This is a genomic window from Pseudomonas sp. R4-34-07 (assembly GCF_003852375.1).
In the GTDB taxonomy this organism is placed as follows: domain Bacteria; phylum Pseudomonadota; class Gammaproteobacteria; order Pseudomonadales; family Pseudomonadaceae; genus Aquipseudomonas.
Window position 1 is genome coordinate 1,270,304 of sequence record NZ_CP027760.1, and the last position, 16,763, is coordinate 1,287,066.

The 16,763-nt window shown below is 60.3% G+C and carries 26 protein-coding genes; all 26 read left to right on the top strand.

Annotation, left to right across the window (positions count from 1 at the left end):
• Positions 1 to 4: 4 nt before the first annotated feature.
• A complete protein-coding gene (locus C4J85_RS05625) occupies positions 5 to 520 on the top strand; it encodes a hypothetical protein (RefSeq protein ID WP_124409171.1) in 516 nt (171 codons plus the stop codon).
• Positions 521 to 523: 3 nt separating this feature from the next.
• Positions 524 to 1,132: a phage baseplate assembly protein V gene (locus C4J85_RS05630; RefSeq protein WP_124409172.1), complete on the top strand. Its 609-nt coding sequence runs from the start codon at positions 524 to 526 to the stop codon at positions 1,130 to 1,132.
• Between the two features lie 12 nt (positions 1,133 to 1,144).
• The gene (locus C4J85_RS05635; RefSeq protein ID WP_124361531.1) at positions 1,145 to 1,477 is read left to right on the top strand and encodes a phage baseplate protein; all 333 of its coding nucleotides are present in this window, start codon (positions 1,145 to 1,147) and stop codon (positions 1,475 to 1,477) included.
• Positions 1,474 to 2,469, top strand: coding sequence for a baseplate J/gp47 family protein (locus C4J85_RS05640; RefSeq protein ID WP_124406413.1), 996 nt, complete (start codon positions 1,474 to 1,476; stop codon positions 2,467 to 2,469). The genes C4J85_RS05635 and C4J85_RS05640 overlap by 4 nt, the downstream gene beginning before the upstream one ends.
• Positions 2,466 to 3,104: a phage tail protein I gene (locus C4J85_RS05645; RefSeq protein WP_124409173.1), complete on the top strand. Its 639-nt coding sequence runs from the start codon at positions 2,466 to 2,468 to the stop codon at positions 3,102 to 3,104. The genes C4J85_RS05640 and C4J85_RS05645 overlap by 4 nt, the downstream gene beginning before the upstream one ends.
• Entirely contained in the window at positions 3,101 to 3,634 is a 534-nt protein-coding gene (locus tag C4J85_RS05650) for a phage tail protein (protein ID WP_124409174.1), read from the top strand. The genes C4J85_RS05645 and C4J85_RS05650 overlap by 4 nt, the downstream gene beginning before the upstream one ends.
• 26 nt (positions 3,635 to 3,660) lie before the next feature.
• Positions 3,661 to 4,281: a hypothetical protein gene (locus C4J85_RS05655; protein ID WP_124409175.1), complete on the top strand. Its 621-nt coding sequence runs from the start codon at positions 3,661 to 3,663 to the stop codon at positions 4,279 to 4,281.
• A 12-nt stretch (positions 4,282 to 4,293) separates the two neighbouring features.
• The gene (locus tag C4J85_RS05660) at positions 4,294 to 4,551 is read left to right on the top strand and encodes a tail fiber assembly protein (RefSeq protein WP_124409176.1); all 258 of its coding nucleotides are present in this window, start codon (positions 4,294 to 4,296) and stop codon (positions 4,549 to 4,551) included.
• An 85-nt stretch (positions 4,552 to 4,636) separates the two neighbouring features.
• A complete protein-coding gene (locus tag C4J85_RS27435) occupies positions 4,637 to 4,810 on the top strand; it encodes a hypothetical protein (RefSeq protein ID WP_164484513.1) in 174 nt (57 codons plus the stop codon).
• 2 nt (positions 4,811 to 4,812) lie between these two features.
• Positions 4,813 to 5,979 carry a phage tail protein gene (locus tag C4J85_RS05665; RefSeq protein ID WP_124409177.1) on the top strand — a complete coding sequence of 389 codons (1,167 nt, stop codon included), beginning with the start codon at positions 4,813 to 4,815 and terminating at the stop codon, positions 5,977 to 5,979.
• Complete coding sequence (locus C4J85_RS05670; RefSeq protein ID WP_124409178.1) at positions 5,979 to 6,485, top strand: phage major tail tube protein; 507 nt, start codon at positions 5,979 to 5,981, stop codon at positions 6,483 to 6,485. The genes C4J85_RS05665 and C4J85_RS05670 overlap by 1 nt, the downstream gene beginning before the upstream one ends.
• Before the next feature lie 180 nt (positions 6,486 to 6,665).
• On the top strand, positions 6,666 to 7,238 hold the full coding sequence (locus C4J85_RS05675) for a phage tail assembly protein (RefSeq protein WP_124409179.1): 573 nt from the start codon (positions 6,666 to 6,668) through the stop codon (positions 7,236 to 7,238).
• Positions 7,239 to 7,365: 127 nt separating this feature from the next.
• Positions 7,366 to 9,186 (top strand): phage tail tape measure protein, encoded by a 1,821-nt coding sequence (locus C4J85_RS05680; protein WP_124409180.1) that lies wholly within the window; start codon positions 7,366 to 7,368, stop codon positions 9,184 to 9,186.
• On the top strand, positions 9,186 to 9,569 hold the full coding sequence (locus C4J85_RS05685; RefSeq protein ID WP_124409181.1) for a phage tail protein: 384 nt from the start codon (positions 9,186 to 9,188) through the stop codon (positions 9,567 to 9,569). The genes C4J85_RS05680 and C4J85_RS05685 overlap by 1 nt, the downstream gene beginning before the upstream one ends.
• Positions 9,562 to 9,774, top strand: a complete 213-nt coding sequence (locus C4J85_RS05690; RefSeq protein WP_124409182.1) for a tail protein X — start codon at positions 9,562 to 9,564, stop codon at positions 9,772 to 9,774. Before C4J85_RS05685 ends, C4J85_RS05690 begins: the two co-directional genes overlap by 8 nt.
• A gap of 9 nt (positions 9,775 to 9,783) precedes the next feature.
• Positions 9,784 to 10,794, top strand: a complete 1,011-nt coding sequence (locus tag C4J85_RS05695; RefSeq protein ID WP_124409183.1) for a contractile injection system protein, VgrG/Pvc8 family — start codon at positions 9,784 to 9,786, stop codon at positions 10,792 to 10,794.
• A 73-nt stretch (positions 10,795 to 10,867) separates the two neighbouring features.
• A complete protein-coding gene (locus C4J85_RS05700) occupies positions 10,868 to 11,059 on the top strand; it encodes a hypothetical protein (RefSeq protein WP_124409184.1) in 192 nt (63 codons plus the stop codon).
• Positions 11,060 to 11,151: 92 nt separating this feature from the next.
• Complete coding sequence (locus tag C4J85_RS05705) at positions 11,152 to 11,643, top strand: phage tail tube protein (protein ID WP_124409185.1); 492 nt, start codon at positions 11,152 to 11,154, stop codon at positions 11,641 to 11,643.
• 8 nt (positions 11,644 to 11,651) lie between these two features.
• A complete protein-coding gene (locus tag C4J85_RS05710) occupies positions 11,652 to 12,002 on the top strand; it encodes a phage tail assembly chaperone family protein, TAC (protein ID WP_124409186.1) in 351 nt (116 codons plus the stop codon).
• A 29-nt stretch (positions 12,003 to 12,031) separates the two neighbouring features.
• Positions 12,032 to 12,286: a hypothetical protein gene (locus C4J85_RS05715; protein WP_043048867.1), complete on the top strand. Its 255-nt coding sequence runs from the start codon at positions 12,032 to 12,034 to the stop codon at positions 12,284 to 12,286.
• Between the two features lie 62 nt (positions 12,287 to 12,348).
• Positions 12,349 to 13,527: a phage tail tape measure C-terminal domain-containing protein gene (locus C4J85_RS05720; RefSeq protein WP_124409187.1), complete on the top strand. Its 1,179-nt coding sequence runs from the start codon at positions 12,349 to 12,351 to the stop codon at positions 13,525 to 13,527.
• Between the two features lie 28 nt (positions 13,528 to 13,555).
• On the top strand, positions 13,556 to 13,894 hold the full coding sequence (locus C4J85_RS05725) for a phage tail protein (protein ID WP_124409188.1): 339 nt from the start codon (positions 13,556 to 13,558) through the stop codon (positions 13,892 to 13,894).
• Between the two features lie 60 nt (positions 13,895 to 13,954).
• Positions 13,955 to 14,638, top strand: coding sequence for a phage minor tail protein L (locus C4J85_RS05730; protein ID WP_124409189.1), 684 nt, complete (start codon positions 13,955 to 13,957; stop codon positions 14,636 to 14,638).
• Positions 14,639 to 14,640: 2 nt separating this feature from the next.
• On the top strand, positions 14,641 to 15,414 hold the full coding sequence (locus C4J85_RS05735) for a C40 family peptidase (protein ID WP_124409190.1): 774 nt from the start codon (positions 14,641 to 14,643) through the stop codon (positions 15,412 to 15,414).
• A gap of 33 nt (positions 15,415 to 15,447) precedes the next feature.
• Positions 15,448 to 16,077, top strand: a complete 630-nt coding sequence (locus tag C4J85_RS05740) for a tail assembly protein (RefSeq protein WP_005785432.1) — start codon at positions 15,448 to 15,450, stop codon at positions 16,075 to 16,077.
• Positions 16,074 to 16,733 carry a tail assembly protein gene (locus tag C4J85_RS05745; protein WP_228309406.1) on the top strand — a complete coding sequence of 220 codons (660 nt, stop codon included), beginning with the start codon at positions 16,074 to 16,076 and terminating at the stop codon, positions 16,731 to 16,733. The genes C4J85_RS05740 and C4J85_RS05745 overlap by 4 nt, the downstream gene beginning before the upstream one ends.
• The last annotated feature ends 30 nt before the right edge of the window (positions 16,734 to 16,763 follow it).

The window sequence follows — 16,763 nt, forward strand, 5'->3', positions numbered from 1 at the left end:
TCAAATGACCCTTATCGAAAAGCCATCCCAACTCCCCCAGGCTATCGGCGTGGCGCTGCATGCAGCCTTCCCCGACCTCAGGGTCGGCAGCCACCAGGACTTCCAGAGCGACGGCGAAAAAACCGGCGTGATGGTCACCGTTGAAGGCAATGGTCCTGGCATCCGCTCTCGCGAAGGCCGCAAGGCCCATGCCCTGGCCATTTCGCTCACCGTCATGGTTGCCCCCGGCGCCTTGCCGTTCGATGCCTGCGACCTGGCCAGCCAGTTGATGGACCTGGTGCTGGACAACCGTTGGAGCCTGCCCCAGTCCCAGTGCGATTTGCCAATGAATATCGTCGCCGCTCCCTCTGGGCGTACGACCGCGGCAACAGCCTACGACACCTGGACAGTGTCCTTCACTCAAACCCTCTACCTCGGACCCGTGTTGCTCGATGATCCTACAGGCCAACCGCTTTTTGCCTCTACCTGGGACGTCTTGGACATCGATGACCCCGATCAATACAAGCCACTGGCGGAGTAGCCCATGTTCGACGCGCTGTTACGCATGCAACTGGGGCCGATTGTCGAGCGCCTGGCGGAGATGGAGGCCCAACTCGAAGACCTCTACCGACGCGCTGAAAGCTTCTGCCGCATCGGCGTTTGCCAACAGGTCGACGCCGCCAGCAATACCTGCAGGGTCAGCCACGGCGAGTTGCTCACGCCGGCCATCCGCTTTTTCAACCCCAGCGCCGGTGCGCAAACCGAAACCCGTATTCCATCCGTGGGCGAGCAATGCCTGCTGCTCAACTACGGCGGTGGGGAAGGGGGCTCACAGTCTGTGGCGCTGTTCGGCCTCAACAGTAGTCGCTTTCCGCCTGTTTCCACTGTGCCGTCCTTGACCCGGCGGCGCCATCAGGACGGCACACAGAGCGACTACGACGACGCCAGTCATACGTTCAACTGGGTCAACGGGCCGACGACGTTCAGCGCTTCCCGCGAACAGGTCGACGTCAAGGTCGGCGCCGCCAGCCTGACCCTCAGCCCGCAGGGCATCACCTTGCAAATCGGCGGCACCGCACTGCTGCTGGATGCCGGCGGCGCTCACTTCAGCGGCCCGGTGATAGACCACCAAGGTCGAGTCATCAGCCCCTGATAAGGACATTCCATGATCGGCATCGATCGCAACACCGGGGCAGCCGTTGATGACTGGCTGCAATTCGTGCAGCGCGCCACCCGAGCGCTGACCACACCCGTCGGCACGCGGCAGAAGCGTCCGCTGTATGGCTCGCTGATCCCGCAACTGCTCGGGCAGAACCTTGGCGATGACCTGCTGCTGCTCGCTCAAAGCCACGCCGCCCAAGCGTTTTACAACGCGCAGAACGGCATCGGCGATTTCCAGCCCGAGGTCATCGTCGCCACTCGCCAGGGCGCCGGGCTGCTGCTGCGCTTTGCCGGCACCTGGAAAAACCGCCAACAATCCTTCGAGGTCGTGACATGAGCATGCTGATCCCTGGCCAGAACCAACTGGCCGAGCCGGCGATTATTGCAGTCGATGAGTTCGAGCCGCTGCTCGCCGAATTCAAGGCGTTCGTGGTCGATTACGTCGCCACCCGTGCACCGCAAAGCGCGGCCAAACTCAAGGTCAGCCTCGACAACGAAAGTGAACTGCTGACGTTGGCGCTCGAGGCCTTTTGCGTGCGCCTGCAAACCCATGAGCGCAAATACAATGCACGCATCAAGCAGATGCTGGCGTGGTGGGCCACCGGCAGTAATCTGGATGCGCGCTTGGCTGACATGGGCCTTGAACGCCAGGTGCTCGATCCCGGTGATCCGGCGGCCTTCCCGCCCGTGCCGCCGACCCTGGAAAGCGACGACGATGCGCGCTTGCGCTATTACCTCGCGCCCCATGCCCCGGCTGCCGGCTCGCGGATGCAGTATCGCCGCGAAGTGTTCACCCTTGGCGAGCGACCCACCGTCAAGGTACAGAGCGCCTCGCCGGGCGTGGTGACCGTCAACTACACCTTCGACCCGGACGGCTATGCGGCACAGGTCAAGGACGGCAATGGCCGTCGCACCGCGCCCGGCGAGGTGATGGTCACCGTGTTGTCTCGTGAGGGCGACGGTACCCCATCTGCCGATTTGCTTGACGGTGTACGCCGACATTTCGCACGGCCGGATGTACGGCCGGAAACCGATCTCGTCACCGTCCAGGGCGCACAAATTCAACCCTACAAGATTCGCGTCATCGCCAAAATCAACGCCGGCCCGGACTCGGGCCTGACCCAAGTGGCGGCGCAGCAATTGCTGCAGACTTACGCGGACTCCTGTCATCGCCTGGAAGGGCGCGTCGACCCCAGCTGGATCGACTACGCCATCCACAGTGCAGGGGCGGCGCAACTGCAAATCCTTGAACCGCTGGCGCCGATTGTCAGCAGCGCGTTCCAGGCCCCGTATTGCACGGGTGTCGAGGTGGAGGTGCGTACGCTATGAGTGAACCTGACGCGAGTTTGTTGCCGGCCAACAGTTCACCGCTGGAAAAGGCCCTGGACTTGGGCTTCGGCCAGTTGCTCGAGCGAGTCACGCCGCCGTTTCCGGCGTTGATGAACCCACTGCAAACTCCCAGCGAATTTCTTCCTTACCTGGCCGCCGACCGCGGCGTCAGTGAATGGGATGCCGACGCCAGCGAATCGGAAAAGCGCCTGACCGTGGCCTTGTCCTGGCAGATCCAGCGCCAGGCCGGCACACCCAAGGCGCTGAGCTATGCGGTGGAGTCACTGGGATTCACCCCCAACATCAGCGCCTGGTATCAGCAGCGGCCAATCGGTACGCCCTATACCTTCGACGTGCAGGCGATCATTGGGCGCAGTTGGTCCAGTGGCGACCACAACCGGCTGATCCGCCGCATCAACGCAGCCAAAAGCGAGCGGGATCAGGCGACGATTACGGTTGTTCACGAAACCGAAGGTCGGCTTGCGTTGACGCAGGTCCTTCATGCCCCGCTAAGCGACGGCGAGCTGTATTTAAACGGCGCGCTGCCGGAGTTTGCATTGGCTGCTCGACTTAACAGTGTCGGCGTTGCCCGGCACTACACCATTAACGACTACGACCTCAGGGCGCAGCCATGACAGATGAAATCACGCGCCTGGTGCGCTTCACCTCCAAGGGTTTGGATGAAGTGCTGCAGGCAAAGAACCAGGGCCTCAAAGCCGAAATCACCCACATCGGCGCCGGCACTGGCCGCTACAACCCTGATGGCACAGAAGTGGCCTTGCACGATGAGCGCCAACGGGTCGCCATCGTGGATTACGAAGACCTGGGCGAGCGCCAACTCAGGATGGCCGCGCTGTTTGACGGCGACGGTGAGTATGAGATTGGCGAGTTCGGTTTTTACCTCGCCAGTGGAACCTTGCTGGCGGTGTATTCCGTGGCAGGGAAGTTGCTGACGTATAAAGCAGCGGCGGCGCGGGTACTGCAGAAGTTCACGCTGGATATTTCGCCGTTGCCGGCGGATAGCGTGACGATTGTGGTGGGGGGAGATAATCTCAATATTTTGTTGGCGGAGGATATTGCGGTACTTGCCACTGCGAATATTGACAATATGGCGCGTCAAACCGAGTTGTTGTTTCGTGTGATAACGCTGGAAGCGAGCCGTTAGGGCATTAACAAATTAAGGAGTTACACGTGAGTTTAGAATCGACTATTACATCGCTGGTGACAGCAGCGAATAATTTGACCGCTGCGGTTAATGGGAAAATTGGAAGTATCAATGCGACGATGGCAGGTGCGCTGGCTCAGTTCAATGAGTGGCGCAGTCTAAAAGATGTCGAAGGCGATCCAAATTATCCGGGCACCATCCGCAGTACAATTTTCCAAGGGCACGTCTATGGTACAGGTGGCGTATACGAGGCTTTGGCGATAGGTGATTTTAAGCCAGCCGACTTGGGAGCCAGTACCAACGTTTATATACATTTTCAGATCCCCCTGAATATCAATGTCAATTCTGAGATGTTCTGGTTCAACATCAAGGGGTATAGCTACGGTACGGCAAAAATTATCGACGAAACGCTCGTTGGTTATTGCTATCAGCCGAATCGGACGCTGCACAACGCGTCCACGTTCGGGAATATGACTCCAGCCGTTTACGTAGACGCAAATGGCAATATTGTCATGCGAATTTTGATTCCAAATATTTACTACACCACTGTGCGTATAGACACCATGCGTGTCGGTAATGGTCGTCTATTTAATCTCGGTGATCTTAAAACCAAAGTCTCGTTGGCTGACACTGTGATTTTTAGTTAAGGAGGAATGGAAATGTCTGAACTATCTAACGTCGAAAATCCAACATTTAAGATTGCTACGCCGACACCTGAAATTGAATGGGCTGCCATCCGTGCGCGTCGGGACCAGTTGCTAAGGGCAACCGATTTCACTCAACTGCCCGATTATCCCGCTTCCGATGCGCAACGAACTGAAGTGGCGGCCTATCGCAAAGCATTGCGTGATATTCCTGAACAGGCAGCTGAACCATCGGCGCTGGAGTGGCCCTTGTTGCCCACGTTCCTGAAATAACCCCACCGCGAAAGCGGTTTTTTTTCGCCTCCCCAAAGCCCCTTCCACAGGGGCTTTTGCATTTTCCACCCGGAGATTTCCACCCATGCCCACCCGCCAAACCTACACCGTCCTCATCCCTTTCCCCATCGGTAACGGCCACTGGTCCACCGCTGGCGAGGAGCTTGAATTGCTGGACGTCGAAGCATCCGCCCTGCGCACCGCCGGCCGCCTGGAACTGACCAGCGTCCTCAACTCCACCCCCAAGAAGGCTGACTAATCATGGCTGAGGTTTTGAACTTCGAGCACAACGGCATCACCGTGAATGCCACCGAATCCCCCGAGGCCATGGGTGGCCTGGGTGATAACGTCATCGGCTTGGTGGGCACTGCCCCCAACGCCCATGCCTCGATCCCGAAAAACGCCCCGTTCCGCATCAACAGCTTTACCACCCAGGCGCTGCTGGACCCTACCGGTGCCGAGTCGGGCACGCTGTTCCAGGCGGTGTACCAGATCCTCAAAGTGGTGAAGGTGCCGGTCTATGTGGTCATCGTCGAAGAAGGCGCCACGCCGGCCGACACGGTCAACAATGTGATCGGCGGCAACGACCCCGTCACCGGCCGCAAACTCGGCCTGGCTGCCCTGGGCAGCGTGCCTGAAGACCTGACCATCATCGGTGCACCGGGCTTTACCGGCACCAAGGCTGTGGCCGGTGAGTTCGCCTCCTTCGGCAAACGCATCAAGGCGCGTGTGGTGCTGGATGGCAAGGACGCTTCGGTTGCCGATCAAGTGACCTACAGCGGCGAACTGGGCGGTGCCGACCTCGGCTTCGACCGTTGCCTGCTGGTGCACAACATGCCTTCGGTGTATTCCAAGGCCGCGAAAAAGAACGTGTTCCTGTCGCCGTCCTCGTTGGCCATCGCCGCGCTTGCCAAGGTCAAGCAATGGGAAAGCCCTGGTAATCAGGTGACCTTCGCCGAAGACGTTTCCCGCGTCGTCGAATACAACATCCTCGACACCTCCACCGAAGGCGACCTGCTCAACCGTTACGGCGTGAGCTACTACGCCCGCACGGTGCTCGGCGGTTTCTCGCTGCTGGGTAACCGTTCCATCACCGGCAAGTTCATCAGCTACGTTGGCCTCGAAGACGCCATCAGCCGCAAGCTGGTCAAGGCCGGCCAGAAGGCCATGGCCAAGAACCTCACCAAGTCCTTCATGGACCAGGAGGTCAAGCGCATCAATGACTGGCTGCAAACCCTGGTTGCCGACGAAACCATCCCTGGCGGCAGCGTCTACCTGCATCCGGAGTTGAACAGCGTCGAGAAATACAAGAACGGCACCTGGTTCATCGTCATCGACTACGGCCGCTACGCACCGAACGAACACATGGTTTATCAACTCAACGCCCGCGATGAAATCATCGAGCAGTTCCTGGAGGACGTTCTCTAATGTTTACCAACCGAGTCAGACAGGCCATTGCGGCCACCCTTCAAGGCCTGCCGTTGTCGGCAACCGTGGAAGAGTTCACCCCGCCGAAGATCGAATTCGACATGGAAGCCATGTCCGGCGGGCGCTTCATCGCCGAGGAAATGGCCAAGAGCGGCAAGGTGCTGAACGCCAAGTTGATCCTCCAGGGTGCCGGCCCGGAAATCATGCTGGCGTTGGGCGTGCGCATGGGCGACGACATCCTGCTGAACGTGCGTGAAGCCGGCCAGGATCAGGACGGCAAGACCTACTTCACCTACCACACCGTCGGCGGCAAGCTCAAATCCCTTGAGGAGGCGAAGCTGAAAATGGGCGACAAGGCCACCACCACTCTGGAACTGTCCTGCCGTACCTACAACCGCCTGGAAAATGGCATTTCGGTGATCGATATCGACGTGCGCACCCAAAAGTTCGTACTCAACGGTGTCGACATTCTTGGCGATGCCCGCCGCGCTGTCCTGATGCCTTAAGGATTACTGCGCTCTAAAGCGGGCACAAGCAATGTGGGAGCCGGGCTTGCCCGCGATGCAGGCAACTTGGTTTGCCTGCGGTACCGAGGCGATGCCATCGCACGCAAGCCAGCTCCCACATCACTTGCGTCCAGCTTGGAACGGTGGTGTTTTCATACAGTTTTAACAAGGAATTGTCCCATGGCCTGGATGCCACCGCTGCACCACCTGCTCTCGCCGATCACCGCCGACACCGGCGCGACGATCCAGCAGGTTCAACTAAAACCGTTGTTCTACGCGGCGCAAAAAGATGCGCTGGCCCGGGCCGGTGATGACGAGGACGACCAGTTTTTCGAACTGGCGAAACTTGCCACCGGCCTGTCGGAAAAAGAGCTCGACCAACTCAAACGCCCGGACTACGTGAGCATTTCCCAGTACGTGCATGAGATGTCGACGCGTCCTGCGTCGTTCTTCCTGAATGAACAGAACGCCACAACTCACGACCAACCCGTCCAACTGCTATTGCCTCTGGATGCCGCCGGCCGAACCCTTGCCGAACTGCCCCTGGAAATGCCGGCGCTGCGCGCTACCAAGGTGATGAAAAAACTCGCCACTAACAAAGAGCGTGCCGAGTTCATCACCGCTCATTGCACCGGCCTGATGATTCCCGACCTGGCCGGTTTGACCGTGCCCGACTGGACCGAACTGCAGGAGCGTATCGACGATTTTTTAAATCAACCGGCGGACTTCTTTCGGAGCGCGACATCGAAGTAATCCTCGATGTGGTGCCGCTGATCTACTCAGTCAATGAGGCGGAAATCCTCGACTGGGACGCCGGAAAAGCATTGCGCCGCTACGACATCGCGATCACACGCCTTGGCGTTAAACAGGAGTAAGCGGGATGCAGGACCAGTATTCGCTCGCGTATGCCCTGGTCAAGGATGGCCAGGGTGTATTCAGCAACGCAGACGCCGCGAAGGGTGCCGCTATTGTCAAGCCAGGCGCTTTGGCGTCTGAAAGCCTGGCAGAGGCGGCGCCAGTGTCCACGACAAGCTTGGCGCTGACCAACGCAAGCTTTGCTCTCGGTGGTCTATCGCTGTCGCTGGGGTTACTGCGCGATAGTGTGGACGCGCTTGAAACCGCCTTGTCGCAGCTTGAATCGGTGGACATTGAGCCATCCAGAATCAAAAACCGGAACGAACAGAGGGTCACGACTGATGTTAAGTCGAGCACATCGCAAGATCTGCGCCTGACCCATGAATCCATGATGCTGCGCGAGGTAAAGAGTCTCGATCCGGTCGCCGCCTTTGAACAATCGTTTGCTGCGCCCGTCACCCGGGAAAAGACGCTGACGGAACTGCGTGAGGCGTCCTCAAAGAGTGAAGAGCGGCTTTCCACGACGCTTGAGCCCGCGCCGCTGTGGGGTGAAAAAGCGTGGCTGAGCGCCAAGGCCGGTGTGATGGACCGCGCCAACGCCTGGGCCGGTCAATCGCCGGCTGCAGCCACCGCTCTCAAATCCGCTGAGGCGGTGATTTCACCTGTGATGAGCGGCTTTTTTTCGGGCTTGGGAGACACGATCAAAACCCGAGTGACTGGCAACTTGGTCGACGTGACGCTGGGCAAGCTGCCTGGGGTGGCTGGCAAACTGTTCAAGAGCGACGGCTTCGAAAAGGATAAATCGTGCTGCTGCTCCTGCGCTGCCCAGGCCCCATTGAGCAGTCGCCGCGTTAGCCGCAGAGGCGCTTCTGGCGGGAAGAGGAATCCCCAGAGGAGCAAGTCGCAGAAACGACAAAAGACCCGAAACCCGCAAAGGAACCAGGGCGCGCAGAGTAAACAGGCGCCTGCGGCAAAGCGCGCATCCACTCGGCTTGCCGCCCTGAGAAGCGGCGGTGTGATGGCAACGCTGCGTAGGGTGTCCGAGCGCATCGCCACGTCTTTTCCCGCAGCTCAGTCGAATGGCTTCCATGCCGGAGCGGCCACACAAGGTTTGCAACCGCGTGGCACCCCGGTTAACAGCCAGACGAATCACACTGATTTCCGGCAACCGGCCCCAGCTCCGGGGCTGAATGACGCCTTGGAGCGCAGGCACGTACCCATGCCTTCGCAAGCTCGCGCACCTGCCCAGCCGCACGCGCAGATATCCGAACGTGGGCGTTCGGCCATGCCTGCGGTTCACTCGGCAAGAATACCGGCCTCCGGGTTGTTGGGAGTGATGAGTAAACTGGAGTCAGTCGGTGCCCGCCGCCTCGGCCCGCTGAAGTATGTGGACACCGCCATGGACGTGGTCCAAGGCGTGCGCCAGGGTGATGCCAACGCTGTGGCGGCCGGCCTGAGCACCGCCGGTGGCGCCTGGGCCGGCGCGTCCGCTGGCGCCGCGATAGGCACGTTGATCTTGCCTGGCGTCGGTACCGCAGTCGGTGGCGCCATCGGCGGCTTGCTCGGCAGCGAAGCGGGCAGTTGGCTCGGAGACAAACTGTTCGGTGCAGATGATCGCCTGCCGGCGCCAAACGCGCTGAGCAAGGAACTCAACAGTGCGCGTACCGATAACGTCCAGGTCACGATCTCGCCAAGTATCCAGATCACTGGCGTCAACCCCGCCGATGCGCAGCAAGTCGTCAACCAGGTGATCCAGGCCCTGCAATTTCAATGCGTGCCAATGGTCACCGATTCCCTCGGCATCCGGCGCAACGCGGCCCTGACCGATCCCCCAGGAGGTGATTGATGCGACAACAAATGGTGCTCGGCGATTTTATCTTTGGTTTGTCTCGAGGCTTTGCCTACTCATCGTTGATCCGCAACAGCGACGGAGGCTGGAGTGACCTGGCGATTATTGCCAGCAAGCCCCAGTCACGGCAGAACGGCCAGAAGCTGGAAAAACTCACGTTCAGCGGCACGGCCATGTACGCCATCGGCATGCAACGCCTGGACGAATTGCGCGCACTGCAGAATACGCGGACGCCGTTGCCGCTGGTCGATGGCATCGGCCGTAACTGGGGGCTGTGGCGGATCAATTCGGTGGTGGAAACCCAGGGCAACGTGATCGACGACGGCACCGCCATGGTCATGACCTGGACCCTTGAGCTGGAGGAATTCGTCAATGCGTAGAGTGCGAAGTATCGCCGGTGATTCGGTCAACCTGTTGCTCTACCGCGAGCTGGGCCGTTGCGACGACGCGGCGGAGGAAACCCTCTGGCGCTTAAACCCCGAATTGGCCGAATACGGCTCGGTATTGCCAGCCGGCATTTGGGTGATCGTGCCTGAGATGCAAGCTCGGCCAGCTGCCGTACGACCCGTTCTGGCGTGGGATTGAGGAGGGCGTATGGCACAAGGATTTACGCCGATCGTAGAGTTCTACGGCGCCAACGCGGCGCTGCTCAACCACCGCTTGATGCACTGGAGCCACACCGACGCCGCTGGCATCGAGACCGACCGTCTGGAACTGACGCTCAATATCGAAGGGCTTGAGGGCTTGCCCAGCCTCAGTGGCAAGATCGGCCTGCGCGTCGGTTATCAGGAAACCGGATTGGTGGAAAAAGGCGAGTTTGTCGTCACCCAACGAACCCCGGTGCTGTTTCCGATGCGCCTGATGATCGTGGCCACCGCCGCGCCCTTCAGCGTGGTGGATAAAAGCGGCTATCGACAGCGTCGTTCCGCCAGCCATGGGCCGACAACCCTGGGTGCATTGTTTCGCCAACTGGTCAGCCGTCACGGTTTTTCACCGCGTGTGGCACCGGCGCTGGACGGTATTGCGATTGAGCATATCGACCAGTCCAACGAAAGCGATATGGCCTTCATCACGCGCCTTGCCAAGCGCTACAACGCGGTCACCAAACCATTCAACGAGCTCTATGTGCTGGCCGAAGCGGGGCAGGCCAAATCACTCTCGGGTCAGCTATTGCCCGAAGTGAAGTTGTCGGTGACACAAGACAACCGCCCGGGTGACTACGCCTTTATCACCGCCAAGCTCGATGAAAAGTCGCGCTCCAAGTACATGGGCAGCCGCGTGACCTGGTGGGACGCCGCCGCCGGCAAGCAGCACGTGGTCCAGGTCGGGATTGCCCCGTTCAAGACCTTGCGCCAGGGCTGCCAGAACGAAGCCGAAGCCCGCGCCGTGGCTGAAGGCGAACTGCGCCGTGTGGGTCGTGAAGGTTTGAAATTACAGATCGATTGCCCAGGTAATCCATTACTCGCCGCCGAAGGGCTGCTCGTGCTGGATGACACCTGGCCTTCGTACATGCAGGGGCGTTGGTCGATTACCAAGGTCACCCACGTCGGCGACCCGGCGACGGGGTATCGCAGTTCGATCATGGCCAGTGGATTGGCGTCTTGATCGTCACCGCTGCGCACTGTTGAAGCTTCCCACACACCTGCCTACCCGACGCGATACAGGAACCAAGATGCCTATGAACGACGAAGATTTGGCCGCGATCAACCGCTTGATCGCCGCCCTGCAAACCCAGACCGATGGCCAGGTGGCGCTCAATGCGGCCATTCGACTGTTGGCCCAGAGCAACCAGGCATTGGTCGACGTGATCAAGAGCCGAGAGCCGGACCCGAATGCACCGCCTTACCTGGATGGCAAGCCGGCGCCCTGATCCCGTCTCGACCTGCCTTGTACGCCGCAGCACAACCGTTGCACCCCACAGCCCGCCTTCGCGGGTTTTTTATTGTTCATGGAGAACACTCGATGTCGATTCTTACCCAAGGTACCCAGATTTTTGCCCTCGTCCCGCCGGTCTCCGGCACCGGGCCCTACACCGTCCTGGAAATCGAGCACGCCACCTCGTTCGAACCGGGCGGCGCGCCGGCCGAGCAGATCGAAGACACCAGCCTCAATGCCGAAGAGCGCAGCTATAAGAAAGGTTTGCGCACCCCTGGCACGGCGAGCCTGGGCCTGAACGCCGACCCGACCAACGCCAGCCATATCCGCCTGCACCAGCTGTCTGAAGCCAAGGGCGATACCGGTGTGAAGTGGGCCGTGGGCTGGTCCGACGGCAAGGACGTGCTGCCAGCCGTCAACGCTAAGGGCGATGGCTTTGAGCTGCCGGCTACCCGCACCTGGTTCACCTTCGACGGCTACGTCTCGGACTTTCCGTTCAACTTCGCACTGAATGCAGTCGTGACCACCACCGTCACCATCCAACGCACCGGCGGCAGCGCCTGGATCAAGAAAGCCTGAGAGACGCCATGAACCTCAAACAACTGAAAGCCAAGGGCGGCATCGTCGATGGCCAGCCGGTGAAGAAAGACATCAGCTGGACGCACCTGGACAGCAAAACCGGCAAGGAAGTGACCGATACCTTCACGTTGCACATCCGCCGCCAGTCATTCGGTGTGATCGAGCGTCTGTTCAGCCAGGGCGAGTCGGCACAGAGCCGCAACGCCAGCTACCTCGCAGCCTCAGTGTCACTGGGCGCACAGGGCGATGAAGCGCTGAGTTACGACGATGCCTTCGGCCTTGAACCGTCATTGGGGTTCGTGATTCTCAATGCCGTCAATGAGGTCAATGGCACCCAGGGTGGTGGCGCAAAGAGCTGACGGCCGCCGATGAGTTCTGGCACGAACTGGTGCTGAACGGAGTGGGCGGCCGCACGATCGCCGAAGCCAAGGAACGCATGACCTACCACGAAGCCCTGGCCTGGGGGCGCTATATCGACCGATATGGCTCCCTGCACGCCGGTAGGCGGCTGGAGGCGGGCAGCGCGTTGGTAGCGCTGCAGACCCACCGGCTGGGCGGCGGCACGGCTGAGCTGATTGACTTCATGCCCCATGAGCTGCGCCGGGGTGTGTCACTCGAACGTGCGATGAACGAGTGGCGTTAAGGACGACGCCACTTTCCTTGAAACCCGTTTCGACGGGTTTTATCCATGACCCGGAGAAACCTATGGCAACTGCTTCCCAGGGTAATCTGACGCTCAACCTCGGCAGCCTGGAGCAGGCCCTGGCGAAGGCGTCACGGATTACCGAAAACAGCATGCGCGAGATGCAGCAGAAGATCGAGGACGCCGGCAAAAAGGTCAGCGCTTCTGCCGCAGCGGCGTTACAGGTCACATCCGGCCAGTTCAAGGCTTTTCAAAAAGCCTATGACCCGGCCACGGATGCGGCAGAAAAATTTATCCAGAAAAATGCGCGGTTGGTGGAGGTGCTCAAGCAGAGCCAGGGGGCGCAGAATGATTTTGGCGGCTCGTACACCGAGCGCGCGGGGCTTACGTTTCCGGCGGGTGGGGCGTACGCAGATGCTGTACCGAAGCCGTCGGGTGATGAAGCAGTCATGGCATTTCTGAACGATGAAAAGACCCGGCAGGTGAAAAGTAACTTCGCCGAAATGACGCAGTTGCTCGATGACTGGCGCCAGGGGGCGAGCAGTGCCTTCGAGGAGTATTCGAACAAGGCGGGCACTGCGGCCGAGCAATCCAAGGCAGTGTTCAGCAGTGCTTTCGAGAAGATGGACCAAGCGGTGCTGACGTTTGCAACCACCGGCAAATTCAACTTTTCAGATTTCGCCACATCGGTGCTCAAGGACATGGCTACGATGGCGGCGAAGACGGCGGCGTCCAGTGCGCTGAGTTCGTTGTTCGGGCTTGCCAGTTCGGCGCTCAGCGCCTGGTGGAGTGGGGGCGCACCCACCACGACTCAGGTCGGGCCTTATACAAACACGTTCAATCCGCAAATGAGTACCAATGGGTTGACGCCCTATGGGTCTCCTTTGAAGTTTGCCAAAGGTGGCGCTTTCACCAACTCCGTTGCAGCAGGGCCGACCGTGGCCCCCATGGCCCTCTTCGGCGAAGCCGGTCCCGAAGCCATCATGCCGCTGAGCCGTGGTTCCGACGGTTCCCTTGGCGTGCGCGCACTGGGCGGCAGCCAGACGGGCAGCACCAGCAGCAACCAAGTGGTGATCCAGCAAACCATCAACGTTGCCGACGGCCAAGGCTCAGGCACCGACACGAATGCCCAGAACGTCGCCCGAGCCTATGCAGGCTCTGCCCGCCAGGGCGCCGCCGAGCAGATCGCCCGTGACCTCAAGCCTGGCGGCCAAATCTGGTCGGCCATCAACGGTCGCTGACCACCAACGGCCTAAGCCGGGAGAAAACATGAGTACGGAAACTTTCACATGGGTGCCCAAGGTGGAGCCCGTCGGTAGCGTCGAGTTTCGCCTGAAGTCGGCCAAGTTCGGCGACGGCTACCAGCAAACGGCTGCCGATGGAATCAACAACAAGACCCAGTCCTGGCCACTGACGTTCGTGGGCGACGAAGCACGGATCACAGCGATCGTCGCTTTCCTGGACCGTCACGCCGGCGCAAAAGCGTTCAGTTGGACCGCGCCACTGGCAGCGCCTGCGTTGTATCGCTGCAAGGGGTATCAACCGACGCCAATGGGCGCCGGGCTGTACTCCCTGACGGCTACGTTCGAGCAAGCCTTCCACCCCTAGCGCCAACTGCGGCGCCCACACCCCGCGCCTGTGCGGGGTTTTCTTTGCCCGGAGAATCATATGCCCATCACTGCAGATATCCAGACCCTGGAGCCCGGGGCCTGGGTGGAGCTTTTCGAGCTTGACGCCACCACCCTCGGCGCCGAGCTGTACCGGTTTCACGGTTATCCCCAAGAGTCGCCTATCTTCTGGCAGGGCCACGAATATTCGCCTTGGCCGATCCAGGCCGAAGGCTTCGAAATGTCGGGGCAGGGCACCCAACCTACGCCAACATTGGCAGTGGGTAATGTCGGTGGATTCATCACGGCGTTGGTGTTGTATTTCGAAGATCTGGTAGGCGCGCGGCTGATCCGCCATCGCACTTTGGTCAAATACCTCGACGGCCAGCCTGAAGCCGACCCGGAAGAGGAGTTGCCGCCGGACGTCTGGTATGTCGAGCGCAAAGTCGCGGAAAGCAGCGAGACGGTGAAGTTCGAACTGGCCAGCGCGCTGGACTTCAATGGCGTGCAACTGCCACGTCGACAGATTGTCGCCAACGTGTGCTGGTGGCTCAGCTGTGGCGGTTACCGCGGCCCCTATTGCGGCTACAACGGCGGCCCGGTGGCAGATGCCAATGACGTGATCGTCACAGACGCGGCCAAGGATAAATGCGGTGGGCGGCTGACCAGCTGCAAGCTACGTTTCGGCGAGAACAACCCACTGCCCTACGGCTCATTCCCGGCAGCCGGACTGTTGCGGAGCTGAGCATGAACAAGACCAACCTGGCGGCGATTGCCCGGCACGCCGTGGCCGCGTATCCCCATGAGTGCTGCGGCCTGCTGATTCGTGAAGGGCGCAAGCGTGTGTATGTGCCGTGTCGAAATACGGCGAGCACGCCCAGCGAACATTTTCGTCTGGCGCCCGAGGACTACGCCGCCGCCGAAGAGCGGGGCGAGATCCTCGCAGTAGTGCACAGCCATCCGGATTGTCCAGCGACACCCAGTGAAGCAGACCGCGTGGCGTGCGAAGCCTCCGGGTTGCCCTGGCACATTGTTGAAGTACGCACCGACGACGACGGACAGGTGCGTACCGGTAAATGGGCCAGTTGCACGCCAAACGGCTACCAGGCGCCCCTGATCGGTCGTGCCTTCGCCCACGGCGTGCATGACTGCCTGAGCATCATCCTCGACTACTACCGCCGCGAGCTGGGCATCGAGCTTGGCGACTATCAGCGTGAAGACGGTTGGTGGGACAAGGGCGGCAACCTCTACCTGGACAACCTGCCGGCCGCTGGCTTCGTGCAGGTCAGCCAACTGCAACAGGGCGATATCGTGCTGATGCAGATCCGGTCGCCAGTGCCCAACCATGCCGCGATCTACTTGGCTGATGGTTTGCTGCAAAGCGAACCCGAGCATTACCCGGCTTCAGGTTCCATCCTGCACCACCTGTATGGTCGCGATAGCAAGCGCGATACCTACGGCGGCTATTGGGGCGAGGTGACGGTCAGCTATTGGCGACATGGCCTGCGGGCCAAACACTAACCACATCGGCGGATCATTCGCCTGGAGGATGTCATGCATCATGAAAAAGTCAGGACGGTGCGCCTCTACGGCAGCCTGGGCGCGAGCTTCGGGCGTGTGCATCGGCTGGCGGTGAGCAATGCTTCGGAAGCGATCCATGCGCTGTGCATTCTGGTGCCGGGGTTCGAGCGTTTCTTGATGGAGTCCAAGGACCGGGGCGTGACGTATTCGATTTTCCTGGGCCGCGACAACATTGGCCAGGATCGCCTCAAGGCACCTCCAGGCGCTGCGGATATCCGTATCGCACCGGTGCTGATGGGCAGCAAGCGCGCAGGGTCGATGCAAACCATTATTGGCGTGGCGCTGATTGTGGCTGCGTCGTACTTCTCTGGCGGTCTGGCCTCGGGCAGTTCCTCTGCCTTGATCGGTGCTTCATCCACCACCGGTTGGACCTTCGCCGCGAGCATGGGGATTTCCATGGCCATGGGTGGCGTCGCGCAGTTGATGTCACCCATGGCCAAAGGCCTGGGCACCATGGATCGTCCGGAAAACCGTGCGAGTTACAGCTTCAATGGGCCGGTCAATACCAGCATTCAAGGCAGCCCGGTGGGTCTGCTTTATGGTCAGTTGACGGTAGGCAGCGCGGTAATCAGCGCGGGCATTTATGCACAGGACCAACTATGAGGAAGATTGCGGTGACTCCCGATTCCCCAACTTGCGTGCCAGCCATACAACAAGCCGCCACTGAAAAGGTGCGCACGGTTCGTCTGTATGGCGTGCTGGGTGCGCGCTTTGGCAGAGTGCATCGATTGGCGGTCAGTAGCGTTTCAGAAGCCATCCGGGCCCTGAGCATCCTCCTGCCTGGCTTTGAACGTTTCCTGATGGAATCCAAAGACAACGGGCTGACCTATTCGGTGTTCATGGGCAAGCAAAACATTCCCCAGGAGCGCCTCGGTGCCCCTGTCGGCAATGACGACATCCGCCTGGCGCCAGTGCTGATCGGCAGCAAGCGCGCAGGTGCCCTGCAGACCATTGTCGGTGCGGTGCTGATCGTCGTTGGCGCGATTATCACGGGCGGCACCTTTGGTGCTGGCGCACCGTTTGGTTCGAGCCTGATCATGATGGGCGCTTCCATGGTAATGGGCGGGGTAATGCAAATGTTGTCACCCGTGCCCAAGGGCCTGGCGGCGCAAGATGGCCCCAACAACCGCGCCAGCTACAGCTTCAACGGACCGGTCAACACCAGTGCCCAGGGCAACCCGGTAGGCCTGCTTTACGGCCAACTGATCGTCGGCAGCTCGGTGATCAGCGCCGGGATCTACACCCAGGATCAACTCTAACGTTCCTGCTCTTCAACCAGCCCGCCGAGT

What these genes read in the sequence shown, in the direction of transcription:
- C4J85_RS05705 (WP_124409185.1), top strand. Translation starts at nt 11,152, where the DNA reads ATGTCGATTCTTACCCAAGGTACCCAGATTTTTGCCCTCGTCCCGCCG.
- C4J85_RS05725 (WP_124409188.1), top strand. Translation starts at nt 13,556, where the DNA reads ATGAGTACGGAAACTTTCACATGGGTGCCCAAGGTGGAGCCCGTCGGT.
- C4J85_RS05695 (WP_124409183.1), top strand. Translation starts at nt 9,784, where the DNA reads ATGGCACAAGGATTTACGCCGATCGTAGAGTTCTACGGCGCCAACGCG.
- C4J85_RS05645 (WP_124409173.1), top strand. Translation starts at nt 2,466, where the DNA reads ATGAGTGAACCTGACGCGAGTTTGTTGCCGGCCAACAGTTCACCGCTG.
- C4J85_RS05685 (WP_124409181.1), top strand. Translation starts at nt 9,186, where the DNA reads ATGCGACAACAAATGGTGCTCGGCGATTTTATCTTTGGTTTGTCTCGA.
- C4J85_RS05680 (WP_124409180.1), top strand. Translation starts at nt 7,366, where the DNA reads ATGCAGGACCAGTATTCGCTCGCGTATGCCCTGGTCAAGGATGGCCAG.
- C4J85_RS05730 (WP_124409189.1), top strand. Translation starts at nt 13,955, where the DNA reads ATGCCCATCACTGCAGATATCCAGACCCTGGAGCCCGGGGCCTGGGTG.
- C4J85_RS05625 (WP_124409171.1), top strand. Translation starts at nt 5, where the DNA reads ATGACCCTTATCGAAAAGCCATCCCAACTCCCCCAGGCTATCGGCGTG.
- C4J85_RS05670 (WP_124409178.1), top strand. Translation starts at nt 5,979, where the DNA reads ATGTTTACCAACCGAGTCAGACAGGCCATTGCGGCCACCCTTCAAGGC.
- C4J85_RS05710 (WP_124409186.1), top strand. Translation starts at nt 11,652, where the DNA reads ATGAACCTCAAACAACTGAAAGCCAAGGGCGGCATCGTCGATGGCCAG.
- C4J85_RS05690 (WP_124409182.1), top strand. Translation starts at nt 9,562, where the DNA reads ATGCGTAGAGTGCGAAGTATCGCCGGTGATTCGGTCAACCTGTTGCTC.
- C4J85_RS05630 (WP_124409172.1), top strand. Translation starts at nt 524, where the DNA reads ATGTTCGACGCGCTGTTACGCATGCAACTGGGGCCGATTGTCGAGCGC.
- C4J85_RS05660 (WP_124409176.1), top strand. Translation starts at nt 4,294, where the DNA reads ATGTCTGAACTATCTAACGTCGAAAATCCAACATTTAAGATTGCTACG.
- C4J85_RS05745 (WP_228309406.1), top strand. Translation starts at nt 16,074, where the DNA reads ATGAGGAAGATTGCGGTGACTCCCGATTCCCCAACTTGCGTGCCAGCC.
- C4J85_RS05640 (WP_124406413.1), top strand. Translation starts at nt 1,474, where the DNA reads ATGAGCATGCTGATCCCTGGCCAGAACCAACTGGCCGAGCCGGCGATT.
- C4J85_RS05675 (WP_124409179.1), top strand. Translation starts at nt 6,666, where the DNA reads ATGGCCTGGATGCCACCGCTGCACCACCTGCTCTCGCCGATCACCGCC.
- C4J85_RS05735 (WP_124409190.1), top strand. Translation starts at nt 14,641, where the DNA reads ATGAACAAGACCAACCTGGCGGCGATTGCCCGGCACGCCGTGGCCGCG.
- C4J85_RS05700 (WP_124409184.1), top strand. Translation starts at nt 10,868, where the DNA reads ATGAACGACGAAGATTTGGCCGCGATCAACCGCTTGATCGCCGCCCTG.
- C4J85_RS05635 (WP_124361531.1), top strand. Translation starts at nt 1,145, where the DNA reads ATGATCGGCATCGATCGCAACACCGGGGCAGCCGTTGATGACTGGCTG.
- C4J85_RS05665 (WP_124409177.1), top strand. Translation starts at nt 4,813, where the DNA reads ATGGCTGAGGTTTTGAACTTCGAGCACAACGGCATCACCGTGAATGCC.
- C4J85_RS05740 (WP_005785432.1), top strand. Translation starts at nt 15,448, where the DNA reads ATGCATCATGAAAAAGTCAGGACGGTGCGCCTCTACGGCAGCCTGGGC.
- C4J85_RS27435 (WP_164484513.1), top strand. Translation starts at nt 4,637, where the DNA reads ATGCCCACCCGCCAAACCTACACCGTCCTCATCCCTTTCCCCATCGGT.
- C4J85_RS05650 (WP_124409174.1), top strand. Translation starts at nt 3,101, where the DNA reads ATGACAGATGAAATCACGCGCCTGGTGCGCTTCACCTCCAAGGGTTTG.
- C4J85_RS05720 (WP_124409187.1), top strand. Translation starts at nt 12,349, where the DNA reads ATGGCAACTGCTTCCCAGGGTAATCTGACGCTCAACCTCGGCAGCCTG.